At 66.0% G+C, this 16,372-nt stretch carries 16 protein-coding genes; 6 read left to right on the forward strand and 10 right to left on the reverse strand.

Annotation, left to right across the window (positions count from 1 at the left end; genetic code table 11):
• The first annotated feature begins 91 nt into the window (after positions 1 to 91).
• The 5 genes from WH303_RS21645 to WH303_RS21665 are packed head-to-tail and all read left to right on the forward strand — an operon-like array spanning position 92 to position 4,021.
• Positions 92 to 979, forward strand: a complete 888-nt coding sequence (locus tag WH303_RS21645; RefSeq protein WP_339521068.1) for an amidohydrolase family protein — start codon at positions 92 to 94, stop codon at positions 977 to 979.
• 21 nt (positions 980 to 1,000) lie between these two features.
• Positions 1,001 to 1,834: an SDR family NAD(P)-dependent oxidoreductase gene (locus WH303_RS21650; protein ID WP_021025964.1), complete on the forward strand. Its 834-nt coding sequence runs from the start codon at positions 1,001 to 1,003 to the stop codon at positions 1,832 to 1,834.
• Positions 1,835 to 1,859: 25 nt separating this feature from the next.
• Entirely contained in the window at positions 1,860 to 2,846 is a 987-nt protein-coding gene (locus WH303_RS21655) for a Bug family tripartite tricarboxylate transporter substrate binding protein (protein ID WP_339521069.1), read from the forward strand.
• Positions 2,847 to 2,861: 15 nt separating this feature from the next.
• A complete protein-coding gene (locus WH303_RS21660) occupies positions 2,862 to 3,380 on the forward strand; it encodes a carboxymuconolactone decarboxylase family protein (RefSeq protein WP_021025962.1) in 519 nt (172 codons plus the stop codon).
• Positions 3,380 to 4,021: a hypothetical protein gene (locus WH303_RS21665; RefSeq protein ID WP_339521070.1), complete on the forward strand. Its 642-nt coding sequence runs from the start codon at positions 3,380 to 3,382 to the stop codon at positions 4,019 to 4,021. The genes WH303_RS21660 and WH303_RS21665 overlap by 1 nt, the downstream gene beginning before the upstream one ends.
• Here the strand turns inward: WH303_RS21665 and WH303_RS21670 are convergent.
• The 8 genes from WH303_RS21670 to leuS form a co-directional block, all read right to left on the reverse strand.
• On the reverse strand, positions 4,018 to 4,413 hold the full coding sequence (locus WH303_RS21670; RefSeq protein ID WP_027010674.1) for a VOC family protein: 396 nt from the start codon (positions 4,411 to 4,413) through the stop codon (positions 4,018 to 4,020). The genes WH303_RS21665 and WH303_RS21670 overlap by 4 nt on opposite strands.
• 11 nt (positions 4,414 to 4,424) lie before the next feature.
• Positions 4,425 to 4,943, reverse strand: coding sequence for an OsmC family protein (locus WH303_RS21675; RefSeq protein WP_339521071.1), 519 nt, complete (start codon positions 4,941 to 4,943; stop codon positions 4,425 to 4,427).
• Between the two features lie 16 nt (positions 4,944 to 4,959).
• Positions 4,960 to 5,613, reverse strand: coding sequence for a methionine ABC transporter permease (locus tag WH303_RS21680; protein ID WP_339521073.1), 654 nt, complete (start codon positions 5,611 to 5,613; stop codon positions 4,960 to 4,962).
• Complete coding sequence (locus tag WH303_RS21685) at positions 5,597 to 6,661, reverse strand: methionine ABC transporter ATP-binding protein (protein WP_339521074.1); 1,065 nt, start codon at positions 6,659 to 6,661, stop codon at positions 5,597 to 5,599. Before WH303_RS21685 ends, WH303_RS21680 begins: the two co-directional genes overlap by 17 nt.
• A 2-nt stretch (positions 6,662 to 6,663) precedes the next feature.
• The gene (locus WH303_RS21690; RefSeq protein ID WP_339521075.1) at positions 6,664 to 7,482 is read right to left on the reverse strand and encodes a MetQ/NlpA family ABC transporter substrate-binding protein; all 819 of its coding nucleotides are present in this window, start codon (positions 7,480 to 7,482) and stop codon (positions 6,664 to 6,666) included.
• Between the two features lie 163 nt (positions 7,483 to 7,645).
• A complete protein-coding gene (gene holA / locus WH303_RS21695; RefSeq protein WP_339521076.1) occupies positions 7,646 to 8,698 on the reverse strand; it encodes a DNA polymerase III subunit delta in 1,053 nt (350 codons plus the stop codon).
• Positions 8,699 to 8,738: 40 nt separating this feature from the next.
• Positions 8,739 to 9,251, reverse strand: coding sequence for an LPS-assembly lipoprotein LptE (locus WH303_RS21700; protein WP_312990235.1), 513 nt, complete (start codon positions 9,249 to 9,251; stop codon positions 8,739 to 8,741).
• A 5-nt stretch (positions 9,252 to 9,256) separates the two neighbouring features.
• The gene (leuS, locus tag WH303_RS21705; RefSeq protein WP_339521077.1) at positions 9,257 to 11,956 is read right to left on the reverse strand and encodes a leucine--tRNA ligase; all 2,700 of its coding nucleotides are present in this window, start codon (positions 11,954 to 11,956) and stop codon (positions 9,257 to 9,259) included.
• Between the two features lie 301 nt (positions 11,957 to 12,257).
• Here leuS and WH303_RS21710 point away from each other — a divergent pair, with 301 nt between their 5' ends.
• Complete coding sequence (locus tag WH303_RS21710; RefSeq protein WP_052329826.1) at positions 12,258 to 13,484, forward strand: mechanosensitive ion channel domain-containing protein; 1,227 nt, start codon at positions 12,258 to 12,260, stop codon at positions 13,482 to 13,484.
• Positions 13,485 to 13,497: 13 nt separating this feature from the next.
• Here WH303_RS21710 and WH303_RS21715 read toward each other — a convergent pair whose 3' ends face one another.
• Both WH303_RS21715 and WH303_RS21720 read right to left on the reverse strand, forming a co-directional pair.
• Positions 13,498 to 15,339, reverse strand: coding sequence for a GDYXXLXY domain-containing protein (locus WH303_RS21715; RefSeq protein WP_339521078.1), 1,842 nt, complete (start codon positions 15,337 to 15,339; stop codon positions 13,498 to 13,500).
• Positions 15,339 to 16,340: a DUF2157 domain-containing protein gene (locus tag WH303_RS21720; RefSeq protein ID WP_165841256.1), complete on the reverse strand. Its 1,002-nt coding sequence runs from the start codon at positions 16,338 to 16,340 to the stop codon at positions 15,339 to 15,341. The genes WH303_RS21715 and WH303_RS21720 overlap by 1 nt, the downstream gene beginning before the upstream one ends.
• Positions 16,341 to 16,372: the final 32 nt, after the last annotated feature.

Consider the following 16,372-nt stretch of genomic DNA (forward strand, 5'->3'; position numbering starts at 1 on the left):
ATCACCTCTATATCTGATATTTGGATTTTATAGGTGATCAAAAAACTGGCAGTTCCACAATGCGCTCAAGACGACTCTTTGATGGCCTTGCATGAACGCCCCGACCCCCGACCTCCAGCAGCCCGTACAGACCTATATGCAGGCGCCCTCGCGCCCCAGCCTGGTGCTGCCCGCTGGCAGCTGCGACAGCCATGTGCATGTGTTTGGCCCGGTGGACGAATTTCCGTATGCGGAGCCGCGCAGCTTCACCCCCGCCGATGCCGGCAAGGAGACCTTGTTCGCGCTGCACCGCCATCTGGGCATTAGCCGCTGCGTGATCGTGCAATCGGCCTGCCATGGCTATGACAACCGCGTGGTCGAGGATGCGATTGCGCATGGCGGCGGCCGCTACCTGGGGGTGGCGCTGGTGCCGCTGTCGGTAACGCGTGCCGAGCTGCAGCGCCTGGCCGCAGCAGGCTTTCGGGCGATCCGTTTCAACTTCATGAAGCACCTGAACACCGGCGCATCGGTCGAGGACGTGGTGGCCTTGACGCCGATGCTGGCCGAGCTGGGCATGCACCTGCAGATCCATTTTGAGAGCGCGCTGATCCACAGCCTGGGCCCCGTGCTGCAGCAATCGGCCTGCCCGGTGGTGATCGACCATATGGGACGTGTTGATGCGACGCTGGGCCGGGAGGGCGCCGATTTCCAGGCACTGCTGCGGCTACTGGAGCAGCCGCTGTTTTACGTGAAGGTCAGCGGTATCGATCGCATCGATGCGACGCCGCCCTACCAGCACGGCATTGCGCGGGCGCAGGAGCTGGTGGCCCATGCGCCCGAGCGCGTGCTCTGGGGCAGTGACTGGCCGCACCCCAACCACACGCATGTGCCCGATGACGGCGTGCTGGTCGATGCGCTGGCGCAGTTCAGCGCCAATCCGGCGCATCTGCAGGCCCTGCTGGTGGACAACCCCCAGCGCCTCTACCGCTTCGCAGCCTGAGACATTCGCAAGGAAAAAAGCATGGCGATTTTTGATGCCCACACCCCCGTCAACCCGCAAGGCCGGCTGGCCGGCAAGGTGGTCTACATCACCGGTGCCGGCGCCGCAGGCGCGGGCTGGGGCAACGGCCGGGCGACGGCGATCCGCTTTGCGCAGGAAGGCGCACTGGTGTTTGGCGTAGACCGCAATGCCCAGGCGCTGCGCGAGACCGAGGGCAGCATCCGCAGTGCGGGCGGCCAGTTTGTGGCGGGCCATTGCGATGTGATGGACCCGGCCTCGATAGCGGCATCGGTGCAGGCCTGCCAGGCGGCGCTGGGGCGCATCGATGTGCTGGTCAACAACGTGGGCGGCTCGGCCAAGGGCGGGCCGGTCGAGATGGACGAAGCGGTCTGGGATGCCCAGCTGGACTACAACCTCAAAAGCGTGTTTCTGTGCTGCAAGGCGGTGCTGCCGCTGATGCAGGCGCAGGGCGCGGGCAGCATCGTCAATATCTCATCGACCTCGGGCATGCGCTGGACGGGTGCGGCGCAGATCGCCTATGCATCGAGCAAGGCGGCGGTGATCCAGTTTTCCAAGGTGCTGGCCGTGCAGTACGCGCCGCACCGCATCCGCGTGAACACCGTCGTTCCCGGCCAGTTGCACACGCCGATGGTCGAGACCCGTCTGGCCGGCCAGCGCGCCGGTGGCGATGTCGAGGCGCTGCTGGCCCAGCGCCAGGCGCGTATTCCGCTGCCCTTCATGGGCGATGGGCGCGACACCGCCAATGCGGCGCTCTTTTTGGCCTGTGACGAATCGCGCTTTGTGACGGGCACCGAGATTGTGGTGGACGGCGGTATGACCGTGCGCTGCGGATAAAGCAAGATTATTGAAGGAGACAACGATGAGATTCCAAGCCTTTCCCGCAGCCCGCCAGTGGCTGCACGCTGCCTTGCTCGGCACCGCCCTGGGCTGCGCCAGCAGCGCCATGGCGCAAAGCGAGATGACGCGCCTTTTGGTGGCTTTTCCGCCCGGCGGCCCGGTGGACTTCATTGCGCGCACGATGTCGCAGCAGCTGGCCAAGGAATTGGGCCACCCGGTGATTGTGGAAAACAAGCCCGGCGCCAACGGCGCGATTGCCGCCGACAGCGTGATCCGCTCGGCCCCCGATGGCAAGACCCTGTGGCTGACCAGCGTGGGCGCGGTAGCGATCAACCCCGCGCTCTACCCCAAGCTGAACTACAAGCCTGCCAGCGATCTGGTGCCCGTCTCGCTGGTGGTCAACAACGTGGAGATCATGGTGGTCAACGCGCAGACCAGCTTCAAGGACGGCAAGGACTTTGTGCAGGCCGCCAGCCAGCGCAAGGACAAGCCGATGACCATGGCCTCGTCAGGCACCGGCAGCGTGCCGCATCTGGCAGCCATCCAGCTCAATGAATCGGCAGGCCTGAACCTGATGCATGTGCCCTACAAGGGCGCGGCCCCCGCCATCACCGACCTGATGGCCGGCCATGTCGATGGATTCTTTGGCGATATTCCCGGCCTGGTGGGCGCCATTGACAGCGGCAAGTTCCGGCCCGTGGGCATTGCCGCTGCCAAGCGTAGCGCCCGCTACCCGAACGTGCCCACCTTTGACGAGCTGGGCTACAAGGGCGTGGATTCGAACAACTGGTACGCGGTGTTTGCACCCAAGGGCACCAGCCCCCAGGTAGCGGCCAGTCTGAGCCGCGCCATCCATGCGGCCTTGCATGCACCCGATGTGCAGCGCAAGATCGAGGCCTCGGGTGCCGAGGTGGTGGGCTCCAGCCCTGAAGCGCTGGCCCAGCAGCTGGCAACCGATACCGAGAAGTGGACCGCCATCATCCGCCGCAACCGTATCACCCCCGATTGAGACTGAAAGACTGCCATGCGCATTGAAGCGATTGAGCCAGGCACCCGCAGTGCCCTGGCGGAGCTGGAGCAACAGATACGCGCCGAGCGCGGCCGCATCTCGCCGCTCTACCAGGTGCTGCTGCACAGCCCCGCCATTGCGAAAGGCTGGGAGCAGATGCTCTCTGCCGTGCGCAACTACAGCAGCATCGATGCGGGGCTGCGCGAGCTGATCATCCTGCGGGTGGCCATGCTCAACCAGGCCGCCTATGAGTTCGAGGCCCATGTGCCGCATGCGCTCAAGGCCGGCGTGACGCAGGCCGCCATCGATGCGACGCGCGACACCGGCACCACCGCCAGCCCGGCCTGGGATGGCCTGCAGCAGCTGGCCATTGCGGTGACCGATGCGCTGACCCGCGATCTGCAGGTGCCCGAGCCCTTGTTCGCGCAGGTGGCTGCGCGCTTCAATGCACAAGAGCAGGTGGAGCTGTTTGCCACCATCGGCGCCTACAACATGGTGTCGCGCTTTTTGAACGCTTTTGAGATTGGCCACTGATGCCCGCACCCACACCTGCTACCGCTATCGACAGCCTGCTGCTGCGCTGCACGCCGGCAGCCCATGAAACCGCCACCACGCTGGCGCAGGCCGCGTTGGCGCTACTGCGCAGGGATTTTGCTGATCTGCGGCTAGTACGCGTGGCCCAGCAGCCCCAAGGCATCGCCTATCTGTACTTCGCACTCGGCAGCCCGCAGCCGCTGAGCGCCGATCAAACGCGGCAGGCCGAGCGCCGCTTGCAGAGCGCAGGCAGCGCCGGCCTGGCCGCTTGCGAGCTCTCGCGCCTGCAGCTGGTGATGCACTGTATCGGTCCGGCCAACGGTGAAGCCACGCCGGTGCACTACGCTGTGGAGATGGACCCCGAGGCCGATTGGCAGGACGAGTTGTTTGCCTGGTATGACCAGGAGCATCTGCCCGGCTTAGCAGCCGTGGCCGGCACCGCCCAGGCCTTTCGCTACCTGAACCTGGACCATGGGCCGCTGTCGCTCGCCTGCTATGACCTGGTCGATGCCGAGGTGATGGGCTGCCCGGCCTGGCTGGCGGTGCGGGGGACAGATTGGAGCGCGCGGGTGCGGCCGCATTTCACGAACACCCGGCGCACGATGTTTGATGCGCAGCCGCTGGTGGAGGCGATAAGCTAGGCGCTGGCCACCGGCGAGCACAGCTCCACCAGGCTGCCATCCGGGCAGCGCACATAGGCAACCACCTGGCCCCAGGGCTTGGTGGTGGGGGCCGCCAATGCGGTTGCACCGGCGGCCAGTGCACGCTCGTAGGCAGCAGCCACTTCGTCGCTGACCAGGGCGATCTCCACACCCAGTGGCTGGGCCGATTCCGAGGCGGCCACATGGCCGCCGCTGAAGTTGGCGTGGCCCAGCGCATGGTCGGCAAAGGCCAAGGTGGTGGCGCCGGTCTCCAGCTCGCCGTAGCTGCCCGAGGGGTGCAGAAAGCGGGTGGCCAGGCCAAAGGCCTGCGAGAAAAAGGCCAGCGATGCGGCGACATCGGGCACATAGACGATGGTGTAGCCGAACTGCAGTGCAGGCATCGTCATACGCGCACCAACTGGCCATGCACCTCCTGCGGGTTGCGCAGCAGGCTCAGGATGGGGCAGCTGCTCTCGACCGACGCATACAGCGCATCGATCTGCAGATCGCTGGCGGGCGAGCCTACGCGCACCTCATAGCGGATGCCTTGCAGGCCACGCGGCAGCGATTCATAGCCGGGGGTGCCGGCGCGCGCATCCATGCTGCCCCAGACATCGACCTCGACCGAATCCAGCGGCACCTGCATGGCGGCGGCCTGGATCTCGAAGATATGCACCATGCAGGTGCCCAGCACGCCCAGCTGCAGCTCGGGCGAGCTGGGGCCCAGGTCGTAGCCGGCAAAGCCGCTGGCACTGTCGCTGATGATCTGGTGGTCGCGGATGCGCATGCGGCGCAGGCCGGTGCGGCCCTCGGCCGTCACCTTGGCATGCAGCGGGCTGGGGCCCACTTCGCCATCGGTGATGCGCTGGTCGCGGGCCAGCACCGCCTTGCGCTTGTGGACCAGAAATTCGTTGAGGCTCATGGCAACTCCTTCAGATTCAGTGTTTGTGGTTGGCGCGGCGTGCGAGCCATTCGCCCGCAAATTGCAGCACCGAGACCAGGGCGACGAGGATGACGATGACTTCGAACATCACCCGTGTTTCATAGCGCTCGTAGCCATAGCGGATGGCCAGATCCCCCAGGCCGCCCGCGCCCACGGCGCCGGCCATGGCCGAGGCGTTGACAATGGCGATCACGCAGACCGTCATGCCGCCGATGATGCCGGGCAGGGCCTCGGGCAGCAGCACCTGGCGCACGATGTGCCAGCGCTTGCAACCCATGGCGCGCGCCGCCTCGATGAGGCCCCGGTCCACATCGTTGAGGCTGACCTGGGCAATGCGGGCGAAGAAGGGGATCAGGTTGGCCGACAGCGGCACCACGGCGGCCCAGGTGCCCAAGGTGGTGCCCACCAGCGCGCGGGTGAGCGGCAGCAGCGCGACCAGCAGGATGATGAAGGGGATGGCGCGGAAGATGTTCACCAGCACCGACAGGCCCTTGTAGAACAGCGGGCGCGCATACAGGCCCTTGGGGCCGGTGACGGTCAGCACAATGGCCAGCAGCAGGCCGCAGCTGATGGCGATGACCGAGGACACGCCGACCATCAGCAGGGTCTGGCCCAGGGCCTGCAGGTATTTATCAATGGGGCTGGACATAGCCAAGAATCTCCAGGGTATCGGCGCCTGCGGCCTGGCGCAGGGTCTCCACAGGCGGCAAGGGGCTGGCCGGCAGGCGCACGATCAGCTGGCCCACGCTGTGGCCTTGCAGATGGTCCAGGCCGCCGTGGATCAGCTGGGCGCCGCCGCACAGCGACTCCAGCGCCTGCAGCGCGGCCAGCGGCAGGCCCTGGCCGGGTGGCAGGCCATGAAAGCGCAGGCCGATCAGCGCCTGGTTATGGCTGGCATCGGGTGCGGGCTGCAGCTGCCGGGCCACCTCATGGGGCAGGCCTTGCTTGAGCGAATGCAGCATGGCCTGCGAGGCCGCGCTTTGCGGCGCGCCAAACACCTGCCAGACTTCGCCCAGCTCCTGCATGCGGCCATGGTCCAGCACCAGCACGCGGTCGCAGATGGCGCGGATGACGGCCATGTCATGGGTGATCAGCACCACCGTCAGTCCCAGCTGGCGGTTGATGTCGCGCAGCAGGTCCAGGATCGATTGCGTGGTCTCCGGGTCCAGTGCCGAGGTGGCCTCGTCGCAGAGCAGCACCTCGGGCGAATGCACCAGCGCCCGGGCAATGCCCACGCGCTGCTTTTGTCCGCCCGAGAGCTGCGCCGGGTAGGCCTGGGCCTTGGCAGACAGCCCCACCAGGTCGAGCAGTTTGCCCACGCGCTCCTGCATCTGGCTGGCGCTGGTGCCGGCCACACGCAGCGGCAGCGCCACGTTCTCCCAGACGGTCTTGGACGACAGCAGGTTGAAGTGCTGGAAGATCATGCCGATCTTGCGGCGCAGCTGCACCAGGTCGTCCTCGGGCAGGCGGGCCGGATCGATGCCCTGTACCTGCACGCGGCCCTGGCTGGGCACTTCCAGCGCATTGATGGTGCGCAGCAAGGTCGACTTGCCCGCGCCACTGCGGCCGATGATGCCGAAGATCTCCCCCCGGCGGATCTCAAAGCTGATATCGGCCAGCGCCTGCATGGCGCCGGGGTGCCCGTCGGCGCCGTCATAGCTCTTGCCGACCTGCTCAAAAACAATGTGCGCGGCCATCGTCAGAAGGCCGGTGCGTACATGTCTTTGAACTTGGTGTTGATGAGCTGGCGGATGCTGTCGTTCTGGAACGAGGCGACCAGCTGCTTCACCCAGGGCGCATCCTTGTCCTGGCTGCGCACGGCGATCAGGGCCGCGTAGGGGTTGCCTTCGCTCTTCTCGACCGCAATGCCATCGATGAAGGGGCGCAGACCGGCCTGGAAGGCGAAGTTGCTGGTGATGGCCGCCGCATCCATGTCCTGCAGCGAGCGCGCCAGCACCACGGCATGCGCCTCGGTAAAGCGCAGCTTGCGCGGGTTGTCGATGATGTCGGCCGGACCGGCCTTGGGGCTGAACGGATCAAAGCCATCGCGCAGGCGGATAAGGCCATGGTCGCGCAAGACGATCAGCGCCCGCGCCTGGTTGCTGGCGTCATCGGTGATGCCGATGTGGGCGCCCTGGGGCAGGTCTTCCAGGCGCTTGTGCTTGCGCGAGTAGAAGGCCAGCGGCGACATCATCGTCGTGCCCACTGCGCTGATCTTGTAGCCACGCTGGCGTACCTGTTCTTCGAGGAAGGGCAGATGCTGGAAGGCGTTGGCCTGCAGGTCGCCATTGTTCAGCGCCTCGTTGGGGCTGACCGAGGCGCTCATCACCACCAGCTCCAGGTTCAGGCCCCGGGTCTTGGCAACCTTGGCGACTTCGCTCCACAGATCTTCTGCCACACCACCGCGAATGCCCACCTTGATCAGCTTGGGCGCACTGGCATCCGCTGCCCAGACATAGGCAGAAGAGGTGGCGGCCAGGACGGCCAGGCTGGTGTGGAGAAACGCGCGCTTGTTCATGACATGAAACCTGTTTTACAAAAACAGCGAGCAGTGTACGCCATCGTTTGCTGCAGTGCAGCATGCGCCAGGCTGGGCGCAGCGGTGTTATGCGCGGGTCATCAGGCGCCTGCATTCCCTATCGATCAAGGGAATAAGCACCAGCGGTGCTTGCGAAGGGTTCTCAGCGGCTGCTGCAGGCCTTGCAGGTTTGCAGGGCCAGGCGGTGCAGCGCCTGCCAGCCGTTGGCCGGCCACTCGGGCACCTTCAGGCCCTTGACGATGCCATCGACCGCATGGGCCGAGTGCAGCAGGCGGGCGACGGAGGCATCGCTGATGCGGGGCAGCACGCGCTCAAAATGGCGCTCCTTGTTGCCCCAGACGCGGTTCTCGCGCAGGGCCATGGGCATGGGCCGGCCGTTGCGCAGCGCGTCCTTCACCCGCTTCATCGCGCGGATGTCTTCGGCCAGCGCCCAGTGCACCAGCACCTCGGCCTCGCCCTCGGCCTGCAGGCCGTTGAGCATGCGCTCGGTGCGCAGCACCTGGCCGGAGAGCACGGCATCCGAGAGCTTGAACACGTCGTAGCGGGCGACGTTCAGCACCGCCTGCTCGACCTGCTCAAAGCCGAGCTCGCCTGCCGGGTAGAGCAGGCCGAGCTTTTGAATTTCCTGGTGGGCGGCGAGCAGGTTGCCCTCGACCCGGTCGGCAAAAAAGGCCAGGGTGCGCTGGCCTTCTTCACCGGCTTTGACATGCTGCTTTTGCTGCTGCAGGCGCTGGGCGATCCAGGCGGGCAGCGCGGCGCGCTCGATGCTGTCGACCTGCAGGGTGATGCCATGCGACTCCAGCGCTGCAAACCAGGCACCGGTCTTGGTGGCCTTGTCCAGGCGCGGCAGCACCACGATGGTCAAGGTGCTGTCGTTGTCCACACTGCTGCTGACCAGCTGCTGCAGCGCCGTGCTGCCATCCTTGCCGGGCTTGCCGCTGGGGATGCGCACTTCGATGATCTGCTTGTCGGCAAAGAGGCTCAGGCTCCCGCCGGCCGCGAGCACCGCGCTCCAGTCAAAATGCGCGCCGGCGACGGTAAAGCTGCTGCGTTCGGTATAGCCGTTGGCGCGCGCACTGGCGCGGATGGCATCCACGGCCTCCTGCACCAGCAGGGGCTCGTCGCCATGCACGGTGTACAGAGACCGCAGCCCCTTGCCCAGCTGGGCACTCAACTGATTCAACGGCACTTGCATGCTTGGTGGCGCTTCCAGCGCTGCGTGGCCGCAGCGCTTGTCATTCGGTAGGGGTGACGGACTTGACGATGGCCAGGCGCCGCACGATCTGCTGAACGATGTCGGTCTGCATGTTGCGGTAGAGCATTTCCTCTTCGTTCGCCTTGGACAGTGCGTAGGTTTCCAGGTAGCTGATCTCGCGGTACTGCATCAGCTCGGAATCGGGCACATAGAGGGCGCCCTTGGCATCACGCACCCGAAAGCGCGTGATCAGGCGGATCTGCAGCTCGCGCACCTCGCCGGCCGCATTGCGCGAGACGACGACGCGCTCGCGGCGCTGGCCCAGGTCATCGTAGATGGCCTCGGCCTGCGTGGCCTGGCTCGGGTCGCGCAGCACCTGCAGGCTGCCGGCAGCCTCCAGGTGGCGTTGCAGCTCTTTGAGGAAGCCCGAATTGGCGTTGCCGTTCAAATACAGCGATTTGAAGGCGAAATCCACCGATCCGCGCAGTTTGAAGCCGCATGCCGCCAGCAGCGGCACGCTTGCCAGGGCAGTAAGCAGCGTGCGTTTTTGCATGGCGCTTAGACTACCACGTTCACCAGGCGGCCCGGCACGATGATGACTTTCTTGGGCACCGCACCATTGGCGATTTTCTGGAAGTCTTCATTGGCCAAAGCAGCGGCTTCAATCGTGGCCTTGTCAGCGCCGGCAGCGACGATGATGGAGCCGCGCAGCTTGCCGTTGACCTGCAGCATCAGCTCGATCTCGTCCTGCACCAGCGCCTGGGCATCGACCTCGGGCCAGGCGGCATCCAGGAGGCCCCCAAAGGCTTGCTGGTAGCCCAGCGCATCCCACAGCACCTGCGTGAGGTGGGGCGTGGCCGGGTAGAGCGCGCGCAGCAAAATGCCAAAGCCTTCAACCAGCGCGGCGCGGCCGCCTTCGCTGTCCACGGCCTTGAAGTCTTCCAGCGCGTTGATCATCTTCATCGCGCCCGACACCACCGTGTTGTACTGCATGCGGCTGTAGTCATAGGCCACTTGCTTGAGCACGGTGTGGATCTCCAGGCGCAGCGCCTTGGCTTCCTTGCCGAAGGCGGCGCTGGCAGCGCTGGCCGCCTGGGCTCGCGCAGCGTCAAACTCCGGCGCATGCAGCTTGCTGCCGAAGTTGTAGACACGGCGCAGGAAGCGGTAGCTGCCTTCAACGGCCGACTCGTTCCACTCCAGGGTCAGCTCGGGTGGCGCGGTGAACATGGTGTAGAGGCGCGCGGTATCGGCGCCGTACTTCTCGATCAGGTCCTGCGGGTCGACACCGTTGTTCTTGGACTTGGACATGGTGCCCACGCCCTCGTAGTCGATTGCGGTGCCAACGGGCAGCAGGCCATCGGCGCTGTCCACGGCCACCTTGAGCTGGGCGCCCACGACCTTGCCGGTCTCGTCAAATACCTGCTCCACATCCTTGGGCCAGAAGTATTCCTTGCCACCCTTGGCGGTGCGGCGGCTGTAGATGTGGTTGAGCACCATGCCTTGCGTGAGCAGCTTGGTGAAGGGCTCGTCGACCTTGACGAGACCCAGGTCGCGCATGACCTTGGTCCAGAAGCGTGCATACAGCAAGTGCAGGATCGCGTGCTCGATGCCGCCGATGTACTGGTCCATCGGCATCCAGTAGTCGGCGCCGTCGGCCACCATCTTCTCGCTGTTCTTGGCATCGCAATAGCGCATGAAGTACCAGGACGAATCCACAAAGGTGTCCATGGTGTCGGTCTCGCGGCGGGCCGGCTTGCCGCAGCAAGGGCAGACCACGCCGGCGTGGAAGGCTTCGCTCTTGATCAGCGGGTTGCCCGAGCCATCGGGCACCAGGTCTTGCGGCAGCACAACCGGCAGGTCCTTCTCGGGCACGGGCTGGGCACCGCAGTCTTCGCAGTGGATGATCGGGATAGGGGTGCCCCAGTAGCGCTGGCGGCTCACGCCCCAATCGCGCAGGCGCCAGGTGGTTTTCAGCTCGCCCAGGCCCTTGGCTTCGAGCGCCTTGGCGACGGCTTGCACACCTTCCTTGTAGTGCAGGCCATCAAAGTCGCCCGAGGCGATCAGTACGCCGCGTTCCTTGTCGCCATACCAGTCCTGCCATTGCTGGCTGTCGTAGGGGCCTTCGCCCTCGACGGCCACCACCTGGCGGATCGGCAGGCTGTACTTGTTGGCGAACGCAAAGTCGCGTTCGTCATGGGCGGGCACGCCCATCACGGCGCCGTCGCCATAGCTCATCAGCACATAGTTGCCGATCCAGACCTCGACCTGCGCGCCGGTGATCGGGTGGGTGACGAACAGGCCCGTGGGCTTGCCTTCCTTTTCCTTGACGGCGAGTTCGGCCTCGGTGGTGCCGCCCTTCTTGCATTCTTCGATGAAGGCCGCCAGCTCGGGGTTGGAGGCGGCGGCATGCGTGGCCAGTGGGTGCTCAGGGGCCACGGCGCAGAAGGTCACGCCCATGATGGTGTCGGCACGCGTCGTGAAGACATACATCTTGCCGTCGCCGATCAAGCTGCCATCGGCGTTCTTCACGCCATGCGTGAACGCAAAGCGCACGCCGGCGCTCTTGCCGATCCAGTTTTCCTGCATCAGGCGCACCTTGTCGGGCCAGCCGGTCAAGGTCGCCTTGTCGTTGCCCATCTGCACATGGTCCAGCAGCTCTTGCGCGTACTGGGTGATGGCCAGGTAGTAGCCCGGGATCTCGCGCTTTTCCACCAGCGCGCCGGTGCGCCAGCCACGGCCGTCGATCACCTGTTCATTGGCCAGCACGGTCTGGTCCACCGGGTCCCAGTTCACGGTCTGGGTCTTGCGGTAGGCGATGCCCTTGTCCAGCATCTTGAGGAACAGCCACTGGTTCCACTTGTAGTAGTCGGGGTCGCAGGTCGCCACTTCGCGGCTCCAGTCGATCGCCAGACCCATCGCCTGCATCTGCTTTTTCATGTAGGCGATGTTGTCGTAGGTCCACTGCGCGGGCGGCACGCTGTTCTTGATCGCGGCGTTCTCGGCCGGCAGACCAAAGGCATCCCAGCCCATGGGCATCAGCACGTTGTAGCCCTGCATGCGCAGCTGGCGCGTGAGCATGTCGTTGATGGTGTAGTTGCGCACATGGCCCATGTGCAGCTTGCCGCTGGGGTAGGGCAGCATGGAGCAGGCGTAGAACTTTTTCTTGCCCGCGTCCTCGGACACGCGGTAGGCATCTTGGGCTTGCCACTGGCTTTGCGCGGCGGCTTCTACGTCGGAGTGGTTGTATTTTTCTTGCATGGAACTGGTCAGGAAAAAGCGGCCGCCCACGGGCTTTCCGGGGCGAGGTCAATTGGGCAAAGATTGTAGGCCCATCGCCATAGCCCGTGGATGGCGAGTGCCGCACGCTGGGGTGCGGTTATACATGCCATGTAAAAATAAATGGTTATCTCTGTATTGATAGCCAATATGCTGGTGTCTCGCCCTAGGCGGTGCGCCCAGGGCCGCGCCAGCCGCATCTCCCCATTTCCATCCGATTTATCCCCCTTTGAAAGGACTCTGCCTCGTGACCTGGGAAACCCTGGACCAATATGAACCCTGGATGCAAACAGCCGCCGGTCTGGCGGCCTTGGTATTGCTGGCCTATGCACTGCGCCTGGTGGTGCGCATGGCGCTGCTGCAGATCGTGCCGCGCTTTCGCTCCAGCCTGGGTGCGGCCTGGCTGCGTACCTTGCTGGACAACCGCATTCTGGTGCGCGTGGCGCAGATCGTGCCCTCGCTGGTGGTCCAGACGGGCATTGCTGCGGTGCCGCACCTGCCGGTCATCGCCAGCACGGTGATCCGCAATGTGGCGATTGCGGTGACGGCGCTGCAGGTGGCGCGCCTGCTGTGCGCCATCATGGACGGCATCCAGGAGGCCAACGAGAACCAGCTGGAATCTGCCCAAAGCACGCGCTCGGTCAAAAGCTATGTGCAGCTGGGAAAGATGCTGGTGATGGTGGTCGCGGGCATCGTGATGGTGGCGACCTTGATCGACCGCTCGCCGCTGATTCTGCTCAGCGGCCTGGGCGCCATGTCGGCAGTGCTGATGCTGGTGTTCAAGGACACGATCCTGTCGTTCACCGCTGGAGTGCAGCTGTCGAGCAATGACATCCTGCGCGTGGGCGACTGGCTGGAGATGAACCAGGTCGGCGCCGATGGTGCCGTGGTGGACATGGCGCTCAACACCGTCAAGGTGCGCAACTGGGACAACACCATCACCACCATCCCCACCTGGCGCCTGATGAGCGACAGCTTCAAGAACTGGCGCGGCATGTCGGAATCGGGCGGCCGCCGCATCAAGCGGCCCCTGTGCATCGACACCACCTCGGTGCGCTTTCTGACCCGCGCTGAAATCGCCGAGCTGAGCCATATCGCCCTGCTGCGCCCCTACCTGGAAGGCAAGGTCGCCGAGATCACTGCCTACAACCAGGATTTCTCGGCCAAGGCACCGGACATGGCCGACGAGATCGTCAACCTTCGCCAGCTCACCAACATCGGCACCTACCGTGCCTACTGCAATGCCTATTTGCAGGCCCACCCCAAGCTGCGCAAGGACATGACCTTGATGGCCCGCGCGATGGAGCCGACCAACCAGGGCTCGCCGCTCGAGATCTATGCCTTTACCGACACCACCGCCTGGCTAGAGTATGAGGCGATCCAGGGCGATATCTTTGACCACCTGATCGCCATCCTGCCGGAGTTTGGCCTGCGCGTGTTCCAGGTGCCATCGGGCAATGACATGCAGGTGGCGCTGCGCCAGCACGAAGTGCAGGCCCTGCAGCGCTGAGCCTGTCTGTTGCCTAGCGCCGCGCCCCCTGGGCCGGTGCTGGCGCGGGTGACGGTGAGGGCACATTCGCCACCGCCTCGGGCAGCGGCTCGGGCGCCACGGCCACCGGCTCGTCGGCCTCTGGCACCGGCGCTTCGCTGGCCGCGCCGGTCGCTTCCGGGCTGGTGATGCCCAGCGGGCTTTCCCAGATCGAGCGGCCGGGCAGCGGCAGCACCGGCTGGCCATCGCCATCGGCCAGGCCCACCAGCAGCGCGCGGCCATCGGGCAGCACGCGGAAGTCGCCATAGCGGGTCTGCTCAAATTGCCGGCCCTGGCCTTCGGGGAAGAAGTAGGCATCGGTCACCAGCACCCACTGGCCCTTGAGGCGCTTGAGCGGCAGCGCCAGCTCGCCTTTTTGCAAGGGTCCGGTCGCGGTCAGCAAGCCCAAGATGGTGGCCACGCCCTGGTCGTCAACGCTGGCGCGCACCAGCTGGTTGGCGCTGACGATGTCCTTGAGCTTTTCACGCATCTCAAAGGGCAGCGAGAAGTTCAGCGCCATATAGTCGCCCTGCATCAGGGAGCGCGGGTCCACCGGGATCAGCGGTACCAGGATGCGCTGGCCATGGGCAATGACCTGCTCCTTGCCGCGCACATCCCAGTTGACCAGGCCCAGCGCCAGCACCGCGCCCACGACCAGACCGACCCATTGCAGCCGGCGCTGCGGCGCTGCAGGCGGCGTGTCTGCGCCAGCGCCGGCGCCGGCATCGGCCGCGCGGCGCAGCGCCCACAAGCAGGCCAGCAGCAGCGCGCCAGCCAGCGCCAGGCCCAGGCCCTTGGCCGCCAGCGACCAACCCAGGTGGTAGTAGAACTGGCCCAGGGCGACCAGCGCCAGCAGCGCGCAGAGCACCGCAATGCGCCAGCGCGCCGCCAGCAAGGCGCCCGCTGCGACCAGGCCAACAACGGCCAGCCCGGTGCTGAACCAGGCGGCCAGCGCCAGCATGGCGCCCGCCAGCAGCAGGCTGTGCTCGCCCTGGCGGTTGGTGGTGCCGCGCGCGCGCCATTGGCGGGCGAGCATCCAGGTCGACAGTGCCACCACGACGACGGCCAGCGCGCGCCCGGCAGGAAAGGCCCAGGGCATGAAGTCGCCGCTCTGCTCCCAGAAGATGGCGCGGGCCACATAACCTGAGGCGAAATTGCTGATCAGCACGCCGACGATGGCCGCATCGGCAAAGGCGGCCCAGCGCGGCTGGGACCAGCGCTGCGCCGGCGTGGCCAGGCGCGCGGGTTCGGCACGCAGCCACAGGCACCACAGCAGCGCGGGCAGCAGCGCATCGAGCTGCAGCGGCAACAGGGCCGGCAGCCAGGACTGCAGCGCCATCAGGCTCACCACCACGGCCATGCCCCAGCCCAGGCCCATCAGCGACTGGATCCAGCGCATCTGCGCCAGCGCGGCGCCCAGCATCAGCACCAGCGCCGAGACCGTACCAATCAGCACCACACCCAGGCGTGAGTCAGCCACATCGCCCAGGTTGACCAGCACCAGCAGCCCGCCCGCGCACCAGAGCACCAGCGCCACGCAATTGATGAAGGCATGGCGGGACTGGCGCATCAAACCACCGGCTGCGGCCAAAAACACCAGGCCCAGCACCACGCCGCCGGCACCAAAGACAAAACGCTCGCCCAGCGCCAGCGCCAGAAATACCGCCAGCGGCACCAGGCTGGCCAGCGCACCGAGCATGGCCAGCGCCAGCACCAGGACCGGGGGCTCATCCAGATCCTGCACAGGTGCATCGCCTTGCACCAGGCCTTGCTGGCGGGCCGGGGACCACCAGGCCGGTTGCGTGCGCAGAAATGACAGAGGACGGATAGCAGCCATCACAGCACCTCCTGGTGGTCGCGCTGCTGGGCATGCAGGTAGTGCTGCGCGGCCATCAAGGCCTTGACCGAGGCGCCCAGGCAGACCATCACCACCACGGCAAAGGCGAGCAGGGCCTCGGTTTCATGCCACTCGAATATCCAGCGGGCAATGAGCGACAGCACCAGCACATTGGCGGCCAAGGTGGCCAGGCAGGTGCAGATAAAGTCGCGAAAACGGCTGAACAGCGCCACCAGCAAGCTGGCAGCCACCAAGGCGCCGCTGAGCGCAAAGGCCGCCAGGGTCTGGCGCGTGGCCTCGTCAAACAGCTGTACGGTGGCAATGGCCGACCAGGCTGCCAGCGCGCCGCCCAGCGCCAGGCGCTGCGACCACCAGCCCATGCCACCGCGCACCCGCAGGGCCGGCACGCAGTACACCAGCAGCGGCACCAGCGCCAGCGCCAGCCAGAGCGCCAGGCGCAGCAGCAGCTGGGGCAGGGTATCGCGGTCAGCGACCAGGACCTGCCAGAGGTCGAGCTTGCCGGTCCAGAACACGATGGCGGCTGCGACGATCAGCACCCAGACGCACCAGAGCAGATCGCTGGCAGCCAGTGCCACCCAGATAAGCGAGAGCGCCGCCCAGGCGGCAAACAGCTGCCAGGCATCGGCGCCGGTCTGGTAGGTCTGGCCCACATAGGCCAGCAGGCCGCCCAGCACCAGGGTGGCGCACAGCAGCGCCGCCAGCCGCAGGCGCGGCCACAGGCATGCGGCCAGCACGGACAGCGCCAGCGTGCCCTCGATCAGGCCCAGCTTGAACCAGTGCGACTGCGCCTGCCAGTTGGCCGCGACCCAGAAGATCAGCCCGCTGGCCACCAGCAGCGCGGCCACCAGCAGCAGGCCGGCGCGGATTTTGCGGGCCAGATCGGCCGGGGCACCGGCTGAGACAGCCAGTGCATACAGCGGCGCGATGCGCGGGTCGCCCGGCGCCGACTGGGCGCTGACCTGGTACAGGGTGGAGTCCATGCGTTTGTTCCTCGTTGGTGGGCCGGCTTGCA

Origin of the sequence: Comamonas sp. MYb69 (assembly GCF_037479315.1) — a bacterium.
Lineage (GTDB): Bacteria > Pseudomonadota > Gammaproteobacteria > Burkholderiales > Burkholderiaceae_C > Comamonas.